Here is a 24,371-nt window from a genome sequence, read left to right as displayed (position 1 = left end):
GCATGTAACCGCAAATACGCTGCGCGCCAATCTGCGCGGGGGTCATCGCGGTCAACCGGAATCCGTCGCCCTGGTCATCCACGTTCAAGGTCAGCGGGTAGTTGGTGCGCTCCTCGCTGGCCAGGGTTTCGATCCCCTGCCAGGCCGGGGACACCGCCGCTTGCTGGCTGTCGCTGTGGCGATAGTTGAGCATGGCGCTGAACAACGGCAACGGCGCCGCCACTCCACTGCAACGCTGGGCCAGCGCCAGCGAGGCATGCTCATGCCCCAACAGTGCCGTCAGCCGGGCATGGGTCGCCTTTACCGCCGCACGCGCACCGATGCCGACGACATCCACCCGCAACGGCAAGGTATTGATGAACATCCCCAACGCCCGGTCGCTGCCCTTGCCGCCCTGCATACGGCCCAGCAACACGGTGCCAAACACCACGGTGTCCTGGCTCGAGGTGCAGGCCAACACCTGCGCCCAGGCAAGGTGGAACATGCTGGCAGCGCTGACGCCCAGCAACCGCGCCTGAGTGCGCAGGCGCTGGGTCAAGGCCGGTGATAACGCTTCACAGGCTTCTTCGATGGCACTGCCATCGCCCTGCACATCCTGAAGGCCGAACGGCAGCGTAGGCTCATGAATATCCCCCAGCATCTCGCGGAAGAACGCTTCGTGCTCCTGCTCACTCACCCCCAGTCGGGCCTGGGCCACGTAATTGCGGTACGGCGTGGCTTCGTCGGTGATTTCGGGCAGGCCCAGCAAGCTGGCTTGCATCTCGTGACGCACGCCGTCCAGCGCCGTGTGGTCAAGGGCGATATGGTGGAACAGCAGAATCGCTACCACCCGTTGCTGGCGCGGATCTTCGGCATATACCAGGCGCACCAGCGGGGCCAGGGACATCGGCACACGGTAGTGACGAGGATCAAACTGGCGATGCAGCTGCGCCAGCACATCACCGGTGCCCACCTGCACCGCCTGCACCGACAGCTCAGCCTGGCGCCATACCACTTGCAGTGGCTGTTGCAAGCCTTCCCAGACCACGCCGGTGCGCAAGATATCGTGGCGGTTGATCACCGACTGCAACGCCCGGGCAAACGCCTGCAAACGCTCGACGCTGTCAAACGCCAGGTGCGATTGCAGCAGATACGGATCGCCCTGCTGCGCACTGATGTGGTGGTAGAAAATCCCTTCCTGCAACGGCGCCAGCGGATAAATGTCCTGCACATTGGCGGCGCCGCCCGGCACGCTGGCGACGATCTGGTCGATGGTCGTCTGATCCAGCTCCACCAGCGACAGCATCGAAGGCGTGATGCGCTGGCAATCGGCAGCAATGCCATTGACCGGCACCACCACTTCCCGGCCACTGCCCACCGCCGCCGCCAATGCGGCCAATGTCGGCTGACTGAACAGCACCCGCACATCGGCGCTCAGGCCGACCTGGCGCATGCGCTCGATCAGACTCACCGCCAGCAATGAATGGCCACCCAGCTCAAAGAAATGGTCATGGCGGCCCACTTGCTCCACCTGCAACACCTCGGCCCAGATCCGCGCCAGGGTGGTTTCGACCTCGCCTTGCGGCGCTTCGTATTCACGGCTGAGCATGGCGGCCTGATCCGGCGCCGGCAGGGCCTTGCGGTCGAGCTTGCCGTTGGCGGTCAGGGGCCAGCTGTCGAGCTTCACGTAGGCCACCGGCACCATGGCCTCGGGCAGTTGGCTGTGCAGCTCGGCGCGCAGGGTTTCGATATCCAGCGGTTTTTGTTCGGTGAACCAGGCGACCAAGCGGCCGTCGCGCACCAGCACCACGGCTTCCTTGACGCCATCGACGGCGGCCAGGCGGGTTTCGATTTCCCCCAGCTCGATGCGCACACCCCGGACTTTTACCTGGTCGTCGTTGCGGCCCAAATACTCAACATTGCCGTCCGGCAGCCAGCGCGCCAGGTCGCCGGTGCGGTACATGCGACCTGGGTTGAACGGGTCATCAAGGAAGCGTTCGGCAGTCAGGTCCGGACGATTCAAATACCCGCGGGCCACGCCGCTGCCGCCCACATACAGCTCGCCTGCCACACCCACCGGCACCGGACGCTGTTGGTCATCAAGCAGGTACACCGTGGCATTGGCCATCGGCTTGCCGATATGCAGCGGCTGACCGATGTGCACGCGGCCAGAAGTGGCGACCACCGTGGCTTCGGTCGGGCCATAGTTGTTGATCACCGCGAAACGGCGCTCCTGATTGAACTGGCGCAGGCGATCACCGCCGATCAACAGGGTGCGCAGGCTTGGGTGTTCAAGCTCCTGGCTGAAGGCGTACTCGGCCACGGGCGTCGGCAGGAAGCTCACCTCCAGCGGTTGCGCCAGCCACCAGGCTAGCAGTTCGTCGATGTTTTCATTGCCCACCTGGGCCGGTGGCAGGTGCAGGGTCGCCCCTACGCACAACGCCGGCCAGACTTCCCAGGCCATGGCATCAAAGCCGAACCCGGCCACGCTGCTGGTGTGGCTGTGGGCGTGCAGGTCAAAGGCTTCGCAGTGCCAGTGCACCAGGTTTTCCACAGTGCGGCGTTCCACCATCACCCCTTTGGGCTGGCCGGTGGAGCCGGAGGTGTAGATCACGTAGGCGAGGTTCGTCGGGGTCAGGCTGGCGATCTGGGGATTGCTCTCACCGGAATACGCGCCATGCAGGTCGACGATGGCCACCTCGCCGAGCACGCCACGGGTGCTTTCCTCGGCCAGTACCGCGACCGGGGCACTGTCTTGCAGCAGGTAAGCGATGCGCTCGGCCGGATAAGCCGGGTCTACCGGGACGTAGGCCGCACCCGACTTGAGAATCGCCAGCAGGCCCACCAGCATCTGCGGCCCGCGTCGGCAGCAGATCGCCACGCGGTCGTCGGGCTGCACGCCCAACGCCAGCAGGTGATGAGCCAGCTGATTGGCACGTTGGTTGAGCTGTTGGTACGTCAGGTGCTGGCCGTCCTGGCTCACCGCAATCGCCTGCGGCAGGCGCTCGGCCTGAGCTTCGAAGGCAGCGTGCAGGGTGTGTCCTTGTGGGTAATCGCGGGCGGTGGCGTTGAAGGTACGCAGGAGTTTTTCCCGCTCGGCAGCAGGCAGTACCGGCAACTGATTCAGCGGCGTTTCCGGTGTTTTTTCAAGGGCCTGCACCAGTTGCTCCAACGCACTGTGCATGTAGTCGCACAGGCGCTGCGCACCGATGGACTCCAGGGCCAGCACCGTCAGGCCGAAGCCTGTGCCCAGGTCGTCCACGCTCAAGGTCAGCGGGTAATTGCTGCGCTCTTCCCCGCCCAGCAACTGCACGCCCTCCCAGATGCCATGCCCGTCGCGGGCCATTTCGCCCGGGGTGCTGTGGCGGTAGTTGAGCAAGGCACTGAACAACGGCATCGAGGCCGGCACGCCACTGCAACGCTGGGCCAGCGCCAGGGATGCATGCTCATGGCCCAGCAAGGCACTGAGACGGGCGTGAGTCGCCTTGACCCCGGTGCGTACTGTACTGGCGCCCACCTCGACCCGCAGTGGCAAGGTGTTGATGAACATACCCAGCGCCCGGTCGGCGCCTTCGCCGGCTTGCATGCGGCCCATCAACACGGTGCCGAATACCACGTCCTGACGGCCGGACGCGAGGCCGAGTACCTGGCCCCAGGCCAAGTGCATCAGGCTCGCAGCGCTGACCCCCAGTTGCCGCGCCTGTTCACGAGTCCGCAGCGCCAACCCTGCATCGACGGGCAACTCGGCCTCTTCGATATCCCGGCCATCGCCCTGCACATCCTGCACGCCAAAGGGCAGCGTGGGCTCGTCGATGTCGGCGAGCATTTCACGGAAGAACTGCTCGTGCTCCTGGGCGCTGACACCCATGCAGGCCTGGGCCACGTAGTTACGGAACGGTGCCGCAACCGGCAAGTCATCGGCCTGGTTGAACAGGAACGCACGCATTTCCTGGCCAACCACTTCCATAGCGGTGTGGTCCAGCGCCAGGTGATGGAACAGCAGGATCGCCGCGACCCGTTGGTTGGTCGGGTCCTGCGCATACACCATGCGCAACAGCGGCGCCTGGGTGATGTCCAGGCGATAGTGGCGGGCATCGAAGCGTGCGTGCAGCTGTTCAATCACGTCGCCATCGGCCGGGTCCAGCGGGATGTGCTGTACGACCAACTCGGCATGACGCCACACCACTTGCACCGGGCTGTCCAAGCCTTCCCACACCACGCCGGTGCGCAGGATATCGTGGCGCGCCACGACCTTTTGCAGCGCGCCCATGAAGGCCTGCAACCGCTCGACGCTGTCAAACGCCATGCGCGATTGCAGCAGGTACGGGTCGCCCTGTTCGGCGCTGATGTGGTGATAGAGGATGCCTTCCTGCAACGGGGCCAGTGGGTAGATGTCCTGCACGTTGGCCGCACCGCCGGGCACCGTGGCCACAATACGGTCGGTGGCCGCTTGATCCAGCGTGACCAGGGTCAGCATCGACGGCGTGATGCGCTGGCAATCCTGCGCAATGCCGTTGGCCGGAACCACGATTTCCCGGCCACTGCCCACCGCGGCCGCCAGCGCCGCCAGGCTTGGCTGATTGAACAGCACCCGTACATCGGCGCTCAGGCCAGCCTGGCGCATGCGTTCGATCAGGCTTACCGCCAGCAATGAATGGCCGCCCAGTTCAAAGAAGTGATCGAAGCGTCCGACCCGTTCGACCTTCAATACGTCCTGCCAGATCTGCGCCATCAGGGTTTCCACCTCGCCCTCGGGGGCTTCGAAACCACGGCTGAGCAGCGACGCCTGATCCGGCGCCGGCAGGCCCTTGCGGTCCAGCTTGCCATTCGCGGTCAGCGGCAACAGTTCCAGCCAGACATAGGCCGACGGCACCATGTAGTCCGGCAGCCGGCTTTGCAGGTGCGCGCGCAACGCTTCAATGCTCAGCGGCGCCTGGGCGGTGTAGTAAGCCACCAGGCGCTTGTCGCCGGGTTCATCTTCACGGGCCAGCACCACCGTGTCTTTCACGCCGGAATAGCTGGCCAGGCAGCTTTCGATTTCACCGGGCTCGATACGGAAACCCCGTATTTTCAGCTGATGGTCGTTGCGGCCCTGGTACAGCAAGGTGCCGTCCGCCTGCCAACTCGCCAGGTCGCCGGTGCGGTACAGCAGGCCGTCGCCGAACGGATCGACGATAAACTTTTCGGCGGTCAGTTGCGGCTGGTTCAGATAACCCTTGGCCACGCCCGCGCCACCGATGTACAGCTCGCCGACGACGCCCAGCGGCACTGGTTGCTGCCGCGCATCCAGCACGTAGGCACGGCTGTTGCCAATGGGTCGGCCAATCGGAATACCGCCCTCACCCACTGACGTGATCTCGAAGGTGGTGGAAAACGTGGTGGCTTCGGTGGGGCCGTAGCCATTCAGCAGATGCTGCGGCGCGCCGTGCTCAAGCACCCGGCCGATCACCTGCGGGTCGAGCACATCGCCGCCGACGATCAGGTAGCGCAGCTGGCGGAACATCGGCATCAACCCATCGGCGTATTGGTGGAACAACCCGGCCGTCATCCACAACACGCTGACGGATTGCTCCTGCAACAGGGCGGCGAAAGCGGCCTGGGACAGCAAAGTGGCGTGTTCGACCACCACCACACAGCCGCCATTGAGCAGCGGCGCCCACACGTCGAGGGTGCTGGCGTCGAACGCCGGGTTCGAGGCGAAGGCCACCCGGTCACGGTGATTGAAGTCGGCGTAGCCGTTGTTGATCACCAATCGGGAGATGGCGCGATGGGGAACCTGTACCCCCTTGGGCGCCCCGGTGGAGCCGGAGGTGTACATGATGTACGCCACGCTTTCCGCCGACTGGGCGAGGTTCGGGTTATGCGCAGGCTGCGTCGCAAGGTTCAGCGCAGCGAGGTCATTCAGCACGTGTTTGGCATGGCTGTCCTGCACCATGAACGCCTGGCGCTCTTCAGGCGCGTTGACGTCCAGCGGCACATAGACCGCCGCACACTTGAGGATCGCCAACTGGCTGACCAACAGGTCGATGGAGCGTGGCAGCGCGATGACCACGCTGTCCCCCGGCTTTACGCCTTGATCGATCAAATAGTGGGCCAGGCGATTGGCCCGCAGGTTGAGATCGCGGTAACTCAGCGACGCATGGCCGTGCACCACCGCCACGGCTTCCGGGCTGGCCAGGGCCTGGGCTTCGAAGAGAGCGTGAACGGTTTTCCCGGCCGGGTAGTCGCGGGCGGTGGCGTTGAAACCCACCAACACTTGATGCCGCTCGGCAGGTGGCAGGATCGACACTTGATGCAGCGGCGTAGTCGGCGCCTGTTGCAGCGCCGTCACCAGGTTGCGCAAGGCACTGAGCATATAGTCGCCGACACGCTGCACATCCACTTCGGCTACGCCTTGCACCGTCAGCGCAAAGCCCACACCAAGATCGTCGACGTTCAGCACCAGCGGGTAGTTGCTGCGTTCCTCGGAGCTGAGGATTTCGATCCCGGCGTCGGCGAACGGGCTGGCGCCTGGCGCTTCGCCCGGGGCACTGTGGCGGTAGTTGAGCAAGGTGCTGAACAACGGCAGCGCACCGGACACGCCACTGCAACGCTGGGCCAGGGACAAGGACGCATGTTCATGCCCCAGCAACTGTGCGAGCCGCGCATGGGTGGCGCGCACGCCGCCCTGCACACTCACCGCGCCGACGCTGACCCGCAGCGGCAAGGTATTGATGAACATCCCCAGCGCCCGGTCGGCGCCCTCGCCGCCTTGCATACGGCCCAGCAATACCGTGCCGAATACCACCTCGTCCTGGCCCGATACCTGGCCGAGGACTTGCGCCCATGCCAGGTGCACCAGGCTGGCGGCGCTGACGCCGAGCTGCCGGGCTTGCTCCCGCAGACCGAGGCTGAGGGCCGGATCCACGGGCAAGTGCGCTTCCCGCACACCGCTGCCGTCGCGATTCACATCGTGCAAACCGAAGGCCAGGGTCGGCTCGTCGATATCGCCGAGCATCTCGCTGAAGAACGCTTCATGCTGCGCAGCGCTCACACCGAGGCGCGCCTGGGCCACGTAATTGCGGTATTGCACGGCGTCCGGCAGCAGGCCGGTTTCGCCTGCGAGGCTGGCGCTCATTTCTTCCACCAGCACCTGCAACGCGGTGTGATCCAGCAGGATGTGGTGCAGCAGCAGGATGCCGACATGACGGCCCTGATCCTCGGCGTAGGCAAAGCGCATCAGCGAGGCACGGGACAGGTCGAGACGATAGTGGCGTGGGTCGAAGCGTGCTTGCAGTTGTGCCAGAACGTCGCTGTGTGGATCCACGTCGACCTGCTCAACCACCAGCAGCGCCTGGCGCAAGACCACTTGCACCGGCTCGTCCAGGCCTTCCCACATGATGCCGGTGCGCAGGATATCGTTGCGCTCGATCACGCTTTGCAGCGCACGGATAAACGCCTCGACCGGCTCATGGCCGCTGAAGCTGAACTGCACCTGCAACACGTAGGGATCGCCTTCGGTGGTCGCCAGGTGGTGATAGAGGATGCCGGCCTGCAACGGGGCCAGGCCGTAGATGTCCTGCACGTTACCGATACCGCCGGGCACGCTGGCGACGATATGGTCGATGGCCTGCTGGTCGAGGTCTACCAGCGGCAGCATGTCGGGGGTGATGTGCCGGGTCGCTTCGCGGATCAGGTTGGCCGGAACCTGCACTTCCTGCTGGCCGCCCACCGCAGCGGCCAGCGCAGCCAACGTCGGCTGGCCGAACAGCACCCGCACATCGGCGCTCAGCTCCAGCTGGCGCATGCGCTCGATCAGCTTGACCGCCAGCAAGGAATGGCCACCCAGCTCGAAGAAGTTGTCCTGGCGCCCGACCCGGTCGATCTTCAGCAGGTCTTGCCAAAGGCTGGCAATCGCGGTTTCCACCGCGCCTTGGGGCGCTTCATAACCACGACGGGCCAGGGCGTCGGCATCGGGTGCCGGCAAGGCCTTGCGGTCGAGCTTGCCGTTGGTGGTGAGCGGAAACGAGTCCAGCAGTACAAAGGCGCTGGGCACCATGTATTCGGCCAGGGACAGCAGCAGGTGGTCCCGCAGCTCGGCGGCGGTGGGCACGTGGTCCGGCTGGGCAATCACGTAGGCCACCAGACGCTTGTCGCCCGGCTCGTCTTCGCGGGCCATCACCACGGCCTCACGCACGCCTTCACAGGTAGCCAGGCGTGCTTCGATTTCCCCCAGTTCGATACGAAAACCGCGAATCTTCACCTGGTCGTCGTTGCGCCCCAGGTACTCGACACTGCCGTCGGCCAGCAACCGGCCGAGGTCACCGGTCTTGTACAGGCGCAGGCCGGTGACGGGGTCCGCCAGAAAGCGTTCGGCGGTCAACTCATCACGGTTGAGATAACCCCGCGCCACGCCGGCGCCGCCGACGTACAACTCGCCGACCACACCGCTCGGCACCGGTTCGCGGCGGGCGTCCAGCACATACAGCTGCAAGTCGGGAATGCGCACGCCAATCGGGCTCACGCCCACCAGCTGCGCGTCCGCCGCCTCCAGGGCACGATAGGTCACGTGCACGGTGGTTTCGGTGATGCCGTACATGTTGACCAGCCGCGTACCCGAGTTGGTCACCCGGGCGTACCACGGTTTGAGAATGCCCGGCTCCAGGGCTTCACCGCCAAAGATCACTTGGCGCAGGGAATGCAGTTGCTGGCTGCGGCCCTGTGCCGCGATCAATTGGCGGAACGCGCTCGGCGTCTGGTTGAGGATGCTCACACCGGCTTCACACAACAGTGCATAACACTCGTCCGGTGAACGGCTGACCAGTTGTGGCACCACCAACAACTGCCCGCCGTGCATCAGCGCGCCCCAGATTTCCCACACGGAGAAGTCAAAGGCAAACGAGTGGAACAGCGCCCAGGTGTCATTGGCGTTGAACTTGAACCAGTGCTCGGTGGCACTGAACAACCGCGCGACGTTGCGGTGTTCGATCATCACCCCCTTGGGCAAGCCAGTGGAGCCGGAGGTGTAGATCACATAGGCGAGGCTGGACGGGCTGATCGCAACGTTGGGGTTAACGATGGGCTCGTGTTGCAGGCTGTTGAGGTCGATCGACGTGACATCGCCCACCAGATGACGGGTGTTGCCCTGCACCAGCACTGCCAGCGGCGCGCTGTCTTGCAGGGTGTAGGCGATGCGGTCCAGCGGGTAGGCCGGATCAATCGGCACATAGCCCGCCCCGGACTTGAGAATGCCCAGCAGGCCGATGATCATTTCCAGGCCGCGCTCCACGCAGATCGCCACCCGGTCGTCGGGGCGAATGCCATGCTTGAGCAGGCCGTGCGCGACCTGGTTGGCGCGTTCGTTCAGCTCGCGGTAGCTCAGATGTTGGTGTTCAAAGCGCAGCGCGATGGCCTCGGGATGGCTGGCGGCATGGGCTTCGACTTGCTGGTGGATCAGGGCTGAATCGGCGTAGTGCTGGGTGCTGGCGTTAAGGCCGTGCAGCAGATGTTGGCGTTCGGCGGCAGGCAGGATGCCCAGACTGTGCAACGGTGCATCTGGCGTTTGTTCCAGGGCCAGCACCAGGTTTTCCAGCGCGGTATGCAGGTAATCGGCAATGCGCGCCGCGCCGATGGAGGCGTCCACCATCACGGTAAAGGCAAAGCCCTCGCCCAGGTCATCAACGTTGACCGTCAGCGGGTAGTTGGTGCGCTCTTCGGCGCCCAGCACCTGGATGCCTTCGGCGATGTCGATCACCGCCTGGGTGTCCGAGGCATCGCTGTGACGGTAGTTGAGGATCGCACTGAACAACGGCGTGGGTGCGGCCACACCGCTGCAACGCTGGGCCAGGGCCAGGGAGGCGTGTTCGTGGTTGAGCAATTCGGTCAGGCGTTTGTGGGTGGTTTGCACCCCGTCGCGCACGCTTTGCTCGCCTACGTCCACCCGCAGTGGCAGGGTGTTGATGAACATGCCCAAGGCCTGGTCGGAGCCCTCGCCGGCCCCCATGCGGCCGAGCATCACGCTGCCAAATACCACGGATTCGCGGGCGGAGACCTTGCCCAGCACCTGGGCCAGTGCGAGGTGCATCACGCTGGCGGGGCTGACACCCAATGGTCTGGCCTGGGCCCTCAGGCGACGGCTCAAATCGTTGTCGACTGCGATCCGGGCTTCATCGATGCCATGGCCGTCACCCTGCACATCCTGGAGGCCGAACGGCAGGGTGGGTTCATCGATGTCGGCGAGCATTTCGCGGAAGAACGCTTCGTGAGCCTGTTCGCTGACGCCGTGGCGGACCTGGGCGATGTAGTTGCGAAACGGTACCGGAGCGCCGGCCTGTTCGGTCTGGCCGGCGAGGTGCAGCTGGATCTCACGGCGCACTACGTCGAGGGCGGTGTGGTCGAGGATGGTGTGGTGGAACAGCAGCATGGCGACCACGCGCTGATTGCGCGGGTCTTCGGCAAACACCAGGCGCAGCAGCGGTGCCTGGCCGAGGTCCATGCGGTAGTTGCGCGCATCGTAGAGGGCTTGCAGTTGGGTCATTGCATCGCCATCGAGGCGGGCTTCTTCGCAGACCAGGGAGGCTTTGCGCCAGACCACTTGCAGGGGTTCGTCGAGGCGTTCCCAGGCCATCGAGGTGCGCAGGATGTCGTGGCGGTCGATGACCCATTGCAGGGCCTGGGCGAACGTTTCAAGACGGGCGCGGCTGTCGAACACGAACTGGGCGTGCAGCACATAGGGGTCGCCCTGGTGGGCTGACAGGTGGTGGTAGAGCATGCCTTCCTGGAGTGGCGCCAGGGGGTAGATGTCTTGCACATTCGCCGCCCCGCCGGGGATGCTGGCGACGATGCGGTCGATGGCGGGTTGGTCGAGGTTGACCAGGGGCAGCATGTCCGGAGTGATGCGATAGGCCGGGCTGAGCCAGTCGCCGCCGTGTTGGGCGACGAGGTCGAGCAGTTGGGGTTTGTGGGCGATCAGTTGGTCCCATAGGGCGTCATCCAGCGCGTCGTCGTCACCCAGGATGATCAGGTCGCCTTCGTCCATTTGCAGGCGGATCGGGTGGGTGGAAAGAGCTGCCAGTAGTTTGCTGAACTGCATGGGGTAACCTGCTTTTTTGAGTCGGATACGGTTGAGGAGAAAGTCCGTTTTCAGCTGTCGCGTAAGTGCCTGGGAGGCCCGGGTTAAAGCGCGGGCGCGATCGAGGATCGGGTGGCTTCCCGCAGGGTTGGGAAATTAGAGGATTCGGGGGTGGGGGGTGACATGGGAAGCGGGGACAAAGCGGCTGGCGTGGGGGAACTTTCGTATTTGTTGGAGGGGGCATATCCGTTATTTGGGTGATGGCTTGTATTGGTTCCGCTCTTACAGCGGCTCACTTTTGAAAAGCGCAAAAGTAAGCAAAACGCTCTTGCCCCACCACTCGGCACCTCGCCTAGGCTCGGTGTGCCCTCACTCCGGCTTTGGACCGTGGGCCGCCGTCATGGGCCATCCTTGGCCCAGGACGGCTAACCCGGCGTCCTGCCGGGTTACCCACGCTCCAAAGCCTGCGTTCGGCCAGCGTGGTTTAACGGGGCGCCTAAGATCAAGATCAAGATCAAAAGCAAGGGCACAGCGGCCTACCGGCCGGCTTGAGTGTTGAAGAGCAAAAGCAAAAGCCAAATCAAAAGCGGGCACGGTCAAATGTGGGAGCTGGCTTGCCTGCGATGGCATCACCTCGGTGTGTCTGAAAAACCGAGTTGTCTGCGTCGCAGGCAAGCCAGCTCCCACAGAAAAGCAGAGTTGCATCAGCTTCAGATTTGGCTTTCGCTCTGGATCTCGCCTTTGCTTTTAACACTCAAGCCGGCCGGTAGGCCGCTGTGCTCTTGCTTTTGATTTTGATCTGACTGCCCCAATAAGCCCGAGGCCGAACGCAGGTATTGCGGAGCGGGTAAACCGGCAGGACGCCGGTTTAGCCGCGCCGGGCCATGGATGGCCCGTCGCGGCGGCCCGCGGAGCAATGCCGGAGTGAGGGAACGCCGAGCCCCAGCGAGGCGCCGACAGGCGGGGCAGAGCCCTTTGCTTACTTTGGGGCTTTTCCAAAGTGAGTCGCTGTAAGAGCGAAACCATAAGCCGCCGTTACCGAAGAAACGGATATGCACACCACACCACCACTCAAATCCTGCGTCTACGCCCCAACTGCGGAATCCCCAAAGCAGGCACCACCTCCACCCGCTCCACCCGCCTCCCAACCACCCCCGCCAACCCCACCACCGTCGGCTGACTGAACAACGAGCGGGCATCCACCTCCAACCCCGCCTTACGCATCCGCGCCACCACCCCCACGGCCAACAACGAATGCCCCCCCAACTCAAAAAAGTGATCCTGGCGCCCTACGCGGTCCAACTTCAACACCTCCGCCCAAACCCCCGCAATCACGGTCTCCACCTCCCCCGAGGCGGTTCATAGGCACGACTCAAAACCGCTTCCACCCCAGGCTCCGGCAACCCCTTGCGGTCCAGTTTCCCCGCCGGATTAAGCGGCCACGCCTCCATGTGCACAAACGCCGAAGGCACCATGTACTCAGGCAACCCCTCCACCATGTAACTGCGCAACGCCTCAAGCCCCGGCACCGCATCACGCACGGTGAAATACGCCACCAACCGCTCATCCCGGATCAACACCGCCACCTCCCGCAATGCAGGATGCGCCGCCAACCGCGCCTCAACCTCCCCCAGCTCCAGCCGCACCCCACGCAGCTTCACCTGAAAGTCATTACGCCCCAGAAACTCCAGATTCCCATCCGGCAAATACCGCACCAGATCCCCGGTGCGATACAACCGATCCCCCGCCACAAACGGACTATCGATAAACCGCTCCGCCGTCATCTGCGCCAACCCCAGATACCCGCGAGCCACGCCCACCCCACCGATATGCAACTGCCCACTGCACCCCAGCGGCACCGGCCGGTCATGCTCGTCCAGCACATACAACCGGGTATTGCTGATCGCCCGCCCAATCGACAACTGCAACGCAGGCACCGGCGCGCCCGGCTCCAGGGTCCAGGCGCTGCTGTCCACCGTCGCCTCGGTCGGCCCATAAACGTTGTGCAAACGCACCCCGGGCAACCGCGCCTGAACCCCACGAGCCAAGGCCTCGGTCAACTCGCCGCCGCCGCATAAGACGTCGGTAAGGCTGGTGCAGTAAGCGGACTCCTCCAGCTCCAGAAACTGCTGCAACATCGCCGGCACAAACTTGATCACGCTGATCTGTTGCTCACGAATCACCTGCGCCAGGTACGCCGGTTCACGGTGCCCATCGGGACGCGCCAGGACCAGGCGCATGCCATTGGTCAACGGCCAGAACAGCTCCCACACCGAACCGTCAAAACTGAACGGCGCCCGCTGCAACAACGCGCCACCCTCGGCATTCGGGCACAGTTGCGAACCCCAGTGCATCAAGTTACCCAGGCCGCGATGTTCGATCATCACGCCCTTGGGCGTGCCCGTGGAGCCGGAGGTGTACATCACGTACGCCAGGTTGCCGACGCTCAACCCCGGCACCAGCGGATTGCCTTCGGGCGCGTGCTGCCAGGCGCAGTGGTCGAAGTCGATCACCGGTATCGACACTTCACCCGGCAAATCGCGGGTCGCGCCGTGTACCAGCAACGCCACCGGCGCGCTGTCTTGCAGCATGTAGGCGAGACGCTCGCGGGGGTAGCCCGGGTCCAGCGGCACATAGGCGCCGCCTGCCTTGAGGATCGCCAACAAGCCCACCACCAGGTCCAACCCGCGCTCGACACACAGCGCCACCCGCGAATCCGGCTGCACCCCGCGCTCGCGCAGGTGATAGGCCAGACGGTTGGCGCGTTCGTTGAGCTGGCGATAGGTCAGTTGGTGCTCACCGGCCTGCACCGCCACTGCATGGGGGATGTGCCGGGCATGGGCTTCGAACAGGGCGTGGACGGTCTGGCCCGCGGGGTAGTCGGTTTCGCTGGCGTTGAAGTCCACCAGTTGCTGTTGCAGTTCGGTCGCGGGCAGCACCTGCACATCGAACAGCGGCGCTTCGGGCGTCTCCACCAATCCCGCGAGCACCGTGCCGAGGTAGTCCAACAGGCGCTGGGCACCGACCTTGCGGGGCGCCTTGGCCTTGAGCCGGAAACCGCTGGGCAGGTCGTCCACCGTGAGCATCAGCGGGTAGCTGAGGATGTCTTCGCTGCTGAGCAATTCGATGCCGGGCTGCAGCGCCTGGAGTTCCTCGGCCGAGACATGTCGGTAATTCAGCAGGCTGTTGAACAACGGCGTGACGCCGCTGCAACGCTGGGCCAACGCCAGCGAGGCTTGCTCATGGGCGAGCAAGGCGCTGAGTTGCTGCTGCGTGTCCTTGATCGCCTCACTCACCGTCAACCCGGCCAGGCGTACCCGCAGCGGCAAGGTGTTGATGAACATGCCCAGGGCACGGTCGGCGCCCTCACCGGCCTGCAAACGTCCCAGCAGCACCGTACCGAAGACCACATCGTCACGGCCCGAGACGCGCCCCAGCACCTGGGCCCACGCCAAGTGAAACAGGCTCGCCGCACTGACACCCAAGGTGCGCGCCTGCTCACGCAGCAACTGGCCGAGCGCGTCGGGGAGCAGCACACCGGCCTCCTCGGTCGCATGGCGATCCGCCTGGCGCTCCTGTAAACCGAAGGCCAGGGTCGGCTCATCGACATCCGCCAGCCGCTCGCGGAAGAACGCTTCGTGTGCGGCCTGACGCTGCGGTGAACGGGTCTGGGCGACCACATTGCGATAAGGCACCGGCTCCGGCAGTTGCTGTTGCTGTTGCTGGCCGAGCAGATGTGCCTGGATTTCCGCCATCAGTACCTGAGTTGATGTGGCGTCGTTGACCAGGTGATGGAAACGCAACATGCCCACCCAACGGCGGTTCTGCGGGTCTTCGGCGTAATCCAGGGCCATCAGCGGCGCCTTGCGCAAGTCCAGTGGGCGCTGGCGTTCGCGCAGCTGTTCGAGGATTGAACCTCCCTGAAGGGCCACCGGTTCCACGTCCAGAAGCGCCTTGCGCCACACCACCTGCATCGGTTGCTCGATGGCATCCCACGCCAGGCTGGTGCGCAGGATGTCATGGCGGTCGATCACCTGTTGCAGTGCCCGGGCGAAGGCATCCAGCTGTTCACGGCAAGCAAAGCTGAACATCGCGTGTTGCTGGTACGGATCGCGCTCGTCAGTGATGTGGTGATAGAGCAGGCCTTCCTGCAACGGCGCCAGCGGATAGATCTCCTGCACATTGGCGGCGCCGCCGGGGATGGCGGCGACAATGCGCTCGATCGTTGGCGGGTCCAGCTCGGCCAGTACCAGCAGGTCCGGGGTAATCAACGTGCAATCTGCAGGAACGCGGTTGGCCGGCACCTCAAGCTCGGTGCCCTGGCCGACCGCTGCCGCCAGCGCGGCCAATGTCGGTTGACCGAACAGCACCTGCACATCCGCCTGCAACCCGGCCTGACGCATGCGCTGTACCAGTTGCACCGCCAATAACGAATGGCCACCCAACTCAAAGAAGTGATCATGCCGCCCCACCTGCTCGACATGCAGCACCTCGGCCCAGATCTGCGCCAGAGTAATTTCCGTGGCGCCTTGGGGAGCTTCGTAGACGCGGCTGACAAACGCATCGGCACCGGGTGCCGGCAAGGCCTTGCGGTCGAGCTTGCCGTTGGCGGTCAGGGGCAACGCGTCGAGTTTTACGTAGGCCTGCGGCACCATGTAATCCGGCAAGCGTGATCTGAGATGGGCACGAAGCTGTTCAATCGCTACCGGCGCGTGCTCGGTGAACCAGGCCAATAACTGCCCCTCACGCACCAGGACCACCGCTTCAGTGACACCGTCATAACCCGCCAGGGCGGATTCGATTTCGCCGAGTTCGATACGCACGCCACGGATTTTTACCTGGTCATCGTTGCGCCCCAGGTATTCGAGATTGCCGTCCGGCAGCCAGCGCGCCAGGTCGCCGGTGCGGTACATGCGGCCCGGGTTGAAGGGATCATCAAGGAAACGCTCGGCAGTCATTTCCGGACGGTTCAAATAGCCGCGCGCCACACCTTTACCGCCGACGTACAACTCGCCCGCGATGCCGATGGGTACCGGCCGCTGCTGCTCATCCAGCAGGTAGACCGTGGCGTTCGCGATGGGCTTGCCGATGTGAAGCGGCTGCCCGACCTCAACCAGGCCAGAGGTGGCAACTACGGTGGCTTCAGTGGGACCGTAGTTGTTGATCACCGCGAAACTGCGCGCCATGTTGAACTGGCGCAGGCGGTCGCCACCAATCAGCAAGGTGCGCAAGGTCGGGTGTTCGAGGTTCTGGCTGAAGGCGTATTCGGCCACCGGCGTGGGCAGGAAGCACACGTCCAGTGGCTGTGTGCGCCACCACTCAAGCAGCGCGTCGATGTCTTCGGCACCGTCGTGGGCCGGCGGCAGGTGCAAGGTCGCCCCCACGCACAGCGCCGGCCAGACTTCCCAGGCCATGGCGTCAAACCCGAATCCGGCAACGCTGGCGGTATGGCTGCCCGCGTGCAAGTCGAAGGCCTGGCAATGCCAGTCCACCAGATTGGCCACGGTGTGGTGTTCCACCATCACGCCCTTGGGCAAGCCGGTGGAGCCCGAGGTGTAGATCACATAGGCGAGATTGGCGGGCGTCATCGCTACTTGTGGGTTGCTCGCCAACTGCGCCGTGGCGTGGTCTAGATTGATCACCGGCACGCTCAATATCGGCAAGCGCCCGAGCAAATCCGTCTGCGTCAGCACCGCCACCGGCGCGCTGTCATCGAGCAGGTAGTTCAGGCGCTCGGCAGGATGCGCCGGATCCACCGGCACATAACAAGCGCCGGACTTGAGAACCCCCAGCAACCCCACCAACGTCTCCAGGCCACGCCGGGCGACGATCGCCACACGGTCGTCAGGCTTTATCCCCAGCACCAACAGCTGATGCGCCAGGGCATTGGCCCGTTGATTCAACTCGGCGTAAGTCAGTCGCTGGCCCTGGTACACCGCAGCCACCGCATGCGGGGCCAACGCGGCCTGGGTTTCGATGCGCCCGTGCAGGGTTTGCGCGGCCGGGTACGCTTGGGCGGTGGCGTTCCAGCGTTGCAACTGCGCGGTTTCCTCAGGCGTTATCAATGAGAAATCAGCCAGGGGCCGCGCCGGACTTTCCAGACCTTGCTCCAGCAGATACACCAGGCGTTCGGCCAGGGCCTGCACCTCGTGCTGCTGGAAATACGCCTCGTTGTAGACGCAGTGCAAGCACGCCGTGTCGTGGTAGCGATTGCTGCGCAGGTGAATCGCAAGCGGCAATGGCTCATGGTGATTGGAGACTTTGATCGCCCGGGCCGATGCCTGGCCGTAGCGAAATTCATGGTCGTCCTGTTCATAGGACACCGACAGGTCGAACAGCTGGCCACGGTTGGCGCTCAGCAAACCCAACTCGCGATTCATCTCGCTCAGGGGGAAACGCTGATGCCGGAAATCCTGCTTGAGCTGATCCCGTACGCCACGCACTAACGCACTGAACGGCAGGTCGTCGCTGAACTGCAAGCGCACGGCACTGACCTGGGTAAACAGTCCCAGGGTCGAACGAAAGCGCGCATTGGAACGGTTGAGAATCGGCAGCCCAAGCACACACTCCTGACGCTGGGCGGTACGGCTGAAGTACAGGTAGATCGCGGCCAATAACACATGGAACGCCGACGCCTGGTAATGGTTCGCCACCCGCGCCATGCGGTTGAGCAACGTTGCCGGAAACGGTGCTACGCAGGTGTTGCTCGGTGCCTGGCCCTTGGCGTGGTAACGGGGCGTCAACAGCGGCTCGGGCAACGCCTGGTATTTGTCCAGCCAGTAGCTGCGGTCCCGGGCGTAACGGGCCGACTCGCGATAGCGTTCATCGTTGTCGATGAAGTCGACATAGGACGGCGCCGACAGGTCCGGTTGCCGGCCTTGCTCCAGGGCGCTGTAGATACCCGCGAGGGATTGCAGCATCTGGCCGAAGCCCCAGCCATCGAGAATCAGATGATGGGCCTGGGTGCCGAGGCGGTAATGCTGCTCATCGAGCTTGACCAGGAAAAAACGGAACAACGGCTCGTCGAGCAGCGCGTAGGCCCGGGCCATTTGCGCCTGCAGCAAAGCCTCGGCCGCCGCCTCGGGGTCCGGCTGCCGAGAGACGTCATGCTGCGGCACCGATACCACCATCGCCTCGGCAAATGCCTGCCGGGGCAAGCCATCGGCGGCCACCTGCAACACCGTACGAAACGCGTCGTGCTTGGCCACCAGTTGCTCAATGGCCCGCTGGATCAATGCGGGATTCATCGGGCCAGTAAGGTCGACATAGCCGCCGATGTTGTACAGCGGCGAGTCGCCGAGGCGCAGTTGGTCCAGCCAGATATCCCGCTGGGCGGCGGTCAGGGGAAAAACGTCATAAGATCCTTCTCATGTGAGGTGTCGATAAGGCGCACAACGCCCCATTGAGGTGAAATCAACGGGATTTAAGCATCGCCCCGGCGGACCGTATGTCACCCGAAACCCGGACAGCCAGCTACCGCGCCGGGGTTGGCTGATGGTTCAGTGCTGAATCGATTAAATGGGTGTAGGAAATTGGCTATCCCTGGCCGCTGCCTGACAGCTAAGCATTTTCATATAAATCAATAAAAACGTTTTATATCAACTAGTTAACAAACTCTAAAACACCCTTCCTGTGCGGCCCCACCTTATTTGTCCGTCAGAAATGACGAAATAATGGCGCGTTTTTTATGGCAGGTTGTGTCCCTCGTTTCCGCTACATACGTAGGACAAATCCCCGTGGCTAAATGAAGCCTCGAGCACCGACCCAGGTTCAAGGAGAACGGGAGGCCTGCAAACGGACGGGGGCAACCGTCGACGGTTTTCGACATCAAGGATGAGATGGCTATGAGTCTGACCAGCAGTATTCGAAATATGGAAAGTCCGCATTTTTATTTCGAGTTGGGGGAATTGATTTCCAGCACAGGCACTGAACACTTCGCAGCAAACATGCTGCAACTGGTCAACAAGCTGGTACCGGTTCACCTGGTGGACCTCAGTGAATGGACCCTCGACGAGCACCAGGCCTGCGTGCTCGATATCAAGTTACTCGGCAGCGATGGGTTGAAGCAGGACTTGCCTCCACCGCGCACCCTGCATCACCGCGACGACCATCCGTTGCTGAAAAAAATGCTCGGCATGAACGACCCGCTGTTGATCCAGATGAATGCCAAGGCCAACAGCACCCATGCCCGGGGCACGTCCCATCAGTGCAACCTGGTCTCGCGCCAGGCGAATCGGCGGTGCGTGATTTCGTTTTATCGGCCCCACACCCAACGCGCCTTCTCCCTGGCGGAGTTGTCGTTTCTCAAGAGCCTTTCGGAAACCTTGCTGCCGTTGATCGAGCGCCATGCGCAGATCAATCGACAGGTAGCGGTGGTGGCGCCCGAGCCCTCTAAAACCCTGTTGGAGCAGTCGCAATTGCAGCGCGAATTCTATAAACGCCTGTCACTCAGTGACATCACCTTATCGGCGCGGGAACAGGAAGTGTGCCTGGGATTGTTGACCGGCGGAACCGTGCCGCAGATGGCCGAGAAACTCAGCGTAAAAAACAGCTCCATCGAAACTTACCTCAAGCGCGCGGCGGCCAAACTGGGCGTGAGTGGCCGCCATGGCCTGGCCAAATGGATGGTTGGCGCGTGATGAAAAAACTGATGCTCGGCGTGGCGTGTGTGCTTGGCGGGTGTTCGCTGATCCCGGACTATCAGCGCCCCGAGGCGCCAACGCCGGCACAATACCCGGTGTACAACGCGGACAAGGTAGGCCCCTCGGCCGCCGGGCCTGACTGGCAACAGTTGTTCCGCGACCCGGTGATGCGGCAGTTGATTGGCCAGGCACTGGTGAATAACCGTGACCTGCGGGTAGCGGCGCTGAATGTCGAAGCGTTCCAGGCGCAATACCGCATCCAGCGCGCGGACCTGTTCCCGGCGGTGTCTGCCACGGGTGCCGAAAACCGGCAGAAAGTCTCACGGCGCGCCACGGGCACCGGCAAATCGGCGATCACCTCCACCTACTCCGCAACGCTGGGCGTGAGTGCCTATGAGCTGGATTTTTTTGGCCGCGTGCGCAGCCTCAGCGAACAGGCAATGCTGCAATACCTGGCCACCGAAGAAGCCCGGCGCAGTGCACAACTGAGCCTGGTGGCCAACGTGGCCAACGCCTACCTGACCTGGCGCGCCGATCAGGAACTGTTGGCCCTGGCTCAGCAGACTCTGGCTTCGGACGAACACAGCCTGCGCCTGACCTCCCGCAGCAAAACGGCGGGCAAGGCATCCTCGATCGATGTGATCCAGGCCCAGACCAGCGTCGAGAGCACGCGAGCAAGCATTGCCCGCTACCAGCGCCAGGTGGCCCAGGACCTCAACAGCCTGGCGTTGCTGGTGGGTGGCCCGGTGCCGGATTCTCTGCCGGCACAGCCGCTGTCCGCCGACCTGGTGGCGCGCGTGCCGGCCGGGTTGCCCTCGGACCTGCTGCAACGGCGGCCGGATATTGTTCAGGCCGAATATCAGTTGCAGGCGGCCAACGCCAATATTGGCGCGGCGCGGGCGGCGTTTTTTCCTTCGGTTACGCTGACGGCCAATGCGGGGACCTCCAGCAAGGATCTGTCGGGATTGTTCCAGGGGGTCGGGGAGTTGGGCGTTTCAGCCGCAGATCAATCTGCCGATCTTTAATGCGGGGAGTCTGAGGGCGAGTCTGGATTACGCGAAGATTCAGAAGAACATCTTTGTCGCGCAGTATGAGAAGTCGATTCAGACGGCGTTTCAGGAGGTCTCGAATGGGCTGGCGGCGCGCCAGACGTATAACGAGCAACTGGCGGCGCAGCGGGATTTTGTGCGGGCCAACCAGAAGTATTACGACTTGGCGCAGCACCGGTATCGCAGTGGGGTGGACAGTAATCTGGTGTTCCTGGATGCGCAGCGGTCGTTGTTCACTTCGCAGCAGGCGTTGATTGTGGATCGGTTGGCGCAGTTGGTGGCGGAGGTGAATTTGTATACGGCGTTGGGTGGGGGTGGGACTTGGGTTCCGCGGGGGTTGAGGTTGGGGTTGGGGGCATATCCGTTTCTTCGGTAACGGCCGCCTATGGTTCCGCTCTTACAGCGGGTCACTTTTGGCAAACGCCCCAAAAGTAACCAAAAGGTCTTTGCCCCACCACTCGGTGCCTCGCCTAGGCTCGGCATGCCCGCACTCCGGCACGCCTCCGCGGGTCGCCGCGATGGGCCATCCCTGGCCCAGCGCGGCTAAACCGGCGTCCTGCCGGTTTACCCGCTCCACCGTGCCTACTTGCGGCCATCGTGGTTAACGGGGCCCGCAGATCAAAATCAAAAGCAGATCAAAAGCCAGAGCACAGCGGCCTACCGGCCGGCTTGAGTGTTAAAAACCAGATCAAAAGCCAGAGAGAAAGCCAAATCTGAAGCTGATGCAGCTCTGCTTTTCTGTGGGAGCTGGCTTGCCTGCGATGCAGACACCTCGGTGCATCAGGTACACCCAGTTGATGCCATCGCAGGCAAGCCAGCTCCCACATTTGGACCGTGCCCGCTTTAGCTTTTGATTTTGCTGTTGCTTCACCACACTCAAGCCGGCCGGGAGGCCGCTGTGCCCTTGATCTGCTTTTGATCTTGATCTTAGGCGCCCCGTTAAACCACGCTGGCCGAACGCAGGCTTTGGAGCGTGGGTAACCCGGCAGGACGCCGGGTTAGCCGTCCTGGGCCAGGGATGGCCCATGACGGCGGCCCACGGTCCAAAGCCGGAGTGAGGGCACACCGAGCCTAGGCGAGGTGCCGAGTGGTGGGGCAAGAGCGTTTTGCTTACTTTTGCGCTTTTCAAAAGTGAGCCGCTGTAAGAGCGGAACCAATACAAGCCATCACCCAAATAACGGATATGCCCCCAACATCAGCAACCCCCTTAAGGCCTCACCCGCGCCACGCGCCACACCTTGTTCCCCACATCATCCGCCACCAGCAACGCCCCCTGCCCGTCCAGCGTCACACCCACCGGCCTACCCTGAGCCTCCCCATCGCCGTTCAAAAACCCAGTCAGAAAGTCAACAGGCTGACCCGAAGGCTTACCATCCCGGAACGGAACAAACACCACCTTGTACCCCGCCTGCGGATTACGATTCCAGGACCCATGCTCCCCCACAAACACCCCATCGGCGAACCCCGCCGGCATCCCCCGCGCATCAGAAAAGGTCAACCCCAACGGCGCCACATGAGTCCCCAGCGCGTAGTCTGGCGCAATAGCTTGGGCAACCTTGTCAGGACGCAACGGCTGCACCCGCGTATCAACATGAGCCCCGTAATAACTCCACGGCCAACCGTAAAATGCACCCTCCCGCACCGAAGTCAGGTAATCCGGCACCAGGTCACTGCCAATCTCATCGCGCTCATTAACCACCGTCCACAGTTGCGAGGAACCAGGCTTCCACGCCAGCCCATTGGGATTGCGCAACCCACTGGCAAACAGACGCTTCTGCCCACTGGCAAGATCCAACTCCCAGATCGCCGCACGCCCGTCCTCGGCTGCAAGCCCGTTCTCACCCACATTGCTGTTGGACCCGACCGTCACGTAAAGCTTGGTGCCCTCAGGATTGGCCAGAACGTTCTTGGTCCAGTGATGATTGATCCCGGCCGGCAGATCGGTGACCTTCACCGGCGTGGCATCGATGTGAGTCTGGCCCGGAACATAAGGCACCTTGACCACCGCATCGGCATTGCCGATATACAAGGCATCACCCACCAGAGCCATGCCAAACGGCGACGTCAGCCCACTGAGAAACACGCTCTTCACCTCGGCATGCCCATCACCATCGGCGTCCCGCAGCAGGGTAATACGGTCCGCGCTCGGCGTGTCGGCACCCACCCGCCCCATCACAAACCCCATCGCCGTACGACGCGCCCAGGCAAGCAAGCCGGTGCCGCCGTCCGTGGCGCCTTCGGGCATGGGCGGATGGTTACTCTCGGCGACCAGAACGTCGCCATTGGGCAAGGTGTACACCCAGCGTGGATGATCAAGGTTCTCGGCCAACGCCGTCACCGCAAACCCTTCCGGAGCCGTCGGTTGGGCATAGCCTGGCCAACCGACAGCCTTGGACACCTTGAGTGTCGGGATCAGCGAGGCCGTAGGTTCGGGCAGTTGCGGGCTCGGCCCAACACCGGCCTGAAACGGCAATTTGGAGGATTCACCACAGGCGCTCAGGGCAGCAGTGGCGGTGATCAGCAGCGCAAGGCGGCTTGGTGCATTCATTGGAAAACCTCGGGACAGCCCATCATTGGGCAGGCAAAATCCCGACGGAGTATTGCGTCATTCCCCGGCACCAAACACCGCCTCCCGCGCAATTGAGTTTTAACTCAGTCGCACGAGTGTGTTCGACAGCGTCCCTCAGACCCTCCATGGCCCCAATGACAGGCTGTAGGGAGAAAACGCTTCGAACTGCCAACGCAACGCCAGCGCCGCCTCCCGCCGAACCACATGCTCCACCGTCACCCGCCATAACCGCTCGGCGCCCTGGAACCCCGCCACCTCGGGCCCTTCAAGAATCACCTCGGCCCGCCCGACAACCTGCAACACATCACCCGTAGCAAAATCCACAAACAACAATCCCGCCACCGGGTTGAGCTGCAAATTGCCCAAGGTGTTGAAAAAAGAGTTGCCGGTAAAGTCGGGAATCGTCAGTACATCACCGTCCACCCGCACAAACCCACGGTCGCCACCCCGGTGCGAAACGTCCACCGAACGCTTGGCCACATCCCCCTCCAGGTCCACATAACTGGCGACGAAGAACGTATCCGCGCTACGAATCAGCGCCCGGGCAGACTCATCGAGCGAGTTGGCGCGCTGCACCGCGCCTTCACCAGAACGCTGCCCCCGAGCATCCGGGTCCACTGCACGCAACTGGATGTACTTCGGACAATTGCCAAAGGTGTGCACCACGTCCACCGCAAAACCATCAGCGCCAGTCGTACCCACAACTCCATTCATACGGTTGCGCCGCCGCGTATTCAGATCAATGCCCAACAGCCCCACCGCCGCACCTTTCTTCAGCCCCGCCCCGGCGGGATCGTCCACCGCAGGCAGGCTGTCGATACGCAAGCTGTAGGGATCGGGCGAATACACAAACCCCGGCGCCCCCTCCAGCAGCGTGGCCCACGGAAGCCCCTGATCATCCACGGCGCCCACCACCAGATAGGGCAATAACTCATAAAACGCCCGATGCTGCTCCGGCAAATGATCCCGTATGACCTTCGCGCCGATTACCTCCATGCGCTCAGCCACGCCGGCACTTTGCTGCAATTGCCGCTCGCCGGCATGCCATGGCGAAACGGGGGACGCGTCCTGGTGGTTCATGA

Annotated in this window: 4 protein-coding genes and 2 pseudogenes; 2 read left to right on the top strand and 4 right to left on the bottom strand. The window is 63.2% G+C overall.

Features of this window, described 5'->3' with window-relative positions:
* Positions 1-11,050 (bottom strand): non-ribosomal peptide synthetase (locus tag JFU58_RS18205; protein WP_201141490.1); only part of this gene is annotated, 11,050 nt, incomplete at its 3' end.
* A 1,050-nt stretch (positions 11,051-12,100) separates the two neighbouring features.
* Positions 12,101-18,372: pseudogene (locus tag JFU58_RS18200) on the bottom strand (amino acid adenylation domain-containing protein).
* 501 nt (positions 18,373-18,873) lie between these two features.
* Between JFU58_RS18200 and JFU58_RS18195 the strand changes: the two are divergent.
* Positions 18,874-19,668: a helix-turn-helix transcriptional regulator gene (locus JFU58_RS18195; RefSeq protein WP_201141488.1), complete on the top strand. Its 795-nt coding sequence runs from the start codon at positions 18,874-18,876 to the stop codon at positions 19,666-19,668.
* A pseudogene (locus tag JFU58_RS18190) lies at positions 19,668-21,096 on the top strand (efflux transporter outer membrane subunit). The gene JFU58_RS18195 and the pseudogene JFU58_RS18190 overlap by 1 nt, the downstream one beginning before the upstream one ends.
* An 831-nt stretch (positions 21,097-21,927) precedes the next feature.
* On the opposite strand, the gene JFU58_RS18185 reads toward JFU58_RS18190, so the two are convergent.
* Together JFU58_RS18185 and JFU58_RS18180 are read right to left on the bottom strand one after the other, a co-directional pair.
* Positions 21,928-23,268 (bottom strand): PQQ-dependent sugar dehydrogenase, encoded by a 1,341-nt coding sequence (locus tag JFU58_RS18185; protein WP_201141486.1) that lies wholly within the window; start codon positions 23,266-23,268, stop codon positions 21,928-21,930.
* Positions 23,269-23,403: 135 nt separating this feature from the next.
* Positions 23,404-24,369, bottom strand: coding sequence for a pyridoxamine 5'-phosphate oxidase family protein (locus tag JFU58_RS18180; protein ID WP_201141484.1), 966 nt, complete (start codon positions 24,367-24,369; stop codon positions 23,404-23,406).
* Positions 24,370-24,371: the final 2 nt, after the last annotated feature.

The sequence above is a fragment of the Pseudomonas sp. TH34 genome (assembly GCF_016650865.1).
Lineage (GTDB): Bacteria > Pseudomonadota > Gammaproteobacteria > Pseudomonadales > Pseudomonadaceae > Aquipseudomonas > Aquipseudomonas yamanorum.
This window is presented reverse-complemented; position numbering and strand designations above follow the sequence as displayed.

Coding starts and splice junctions, on each gene's coding strand:
- JFU58_RS18185 (WP_201141486.1), bottom strand. CDS start 23,268: ATGAATGCACCAAGCCGCCTTGCGCTGCTGATCACCGCCACTGCTGCC.
- JFU58_RS18180 (WP_201141484.1), bottom strand. CDS start 24,369: ATGAACCACCAGGACGCGTCCCCCGTTTCGCCATGGCATGCCGGCGAG.
- JFU58_RS18195 (WP_201141488.1), top strand. CDS start 18,874: ATGAGTCTGACCAGCAGTATTCGAAATATGGAAAGTCCGCATTTTTAT.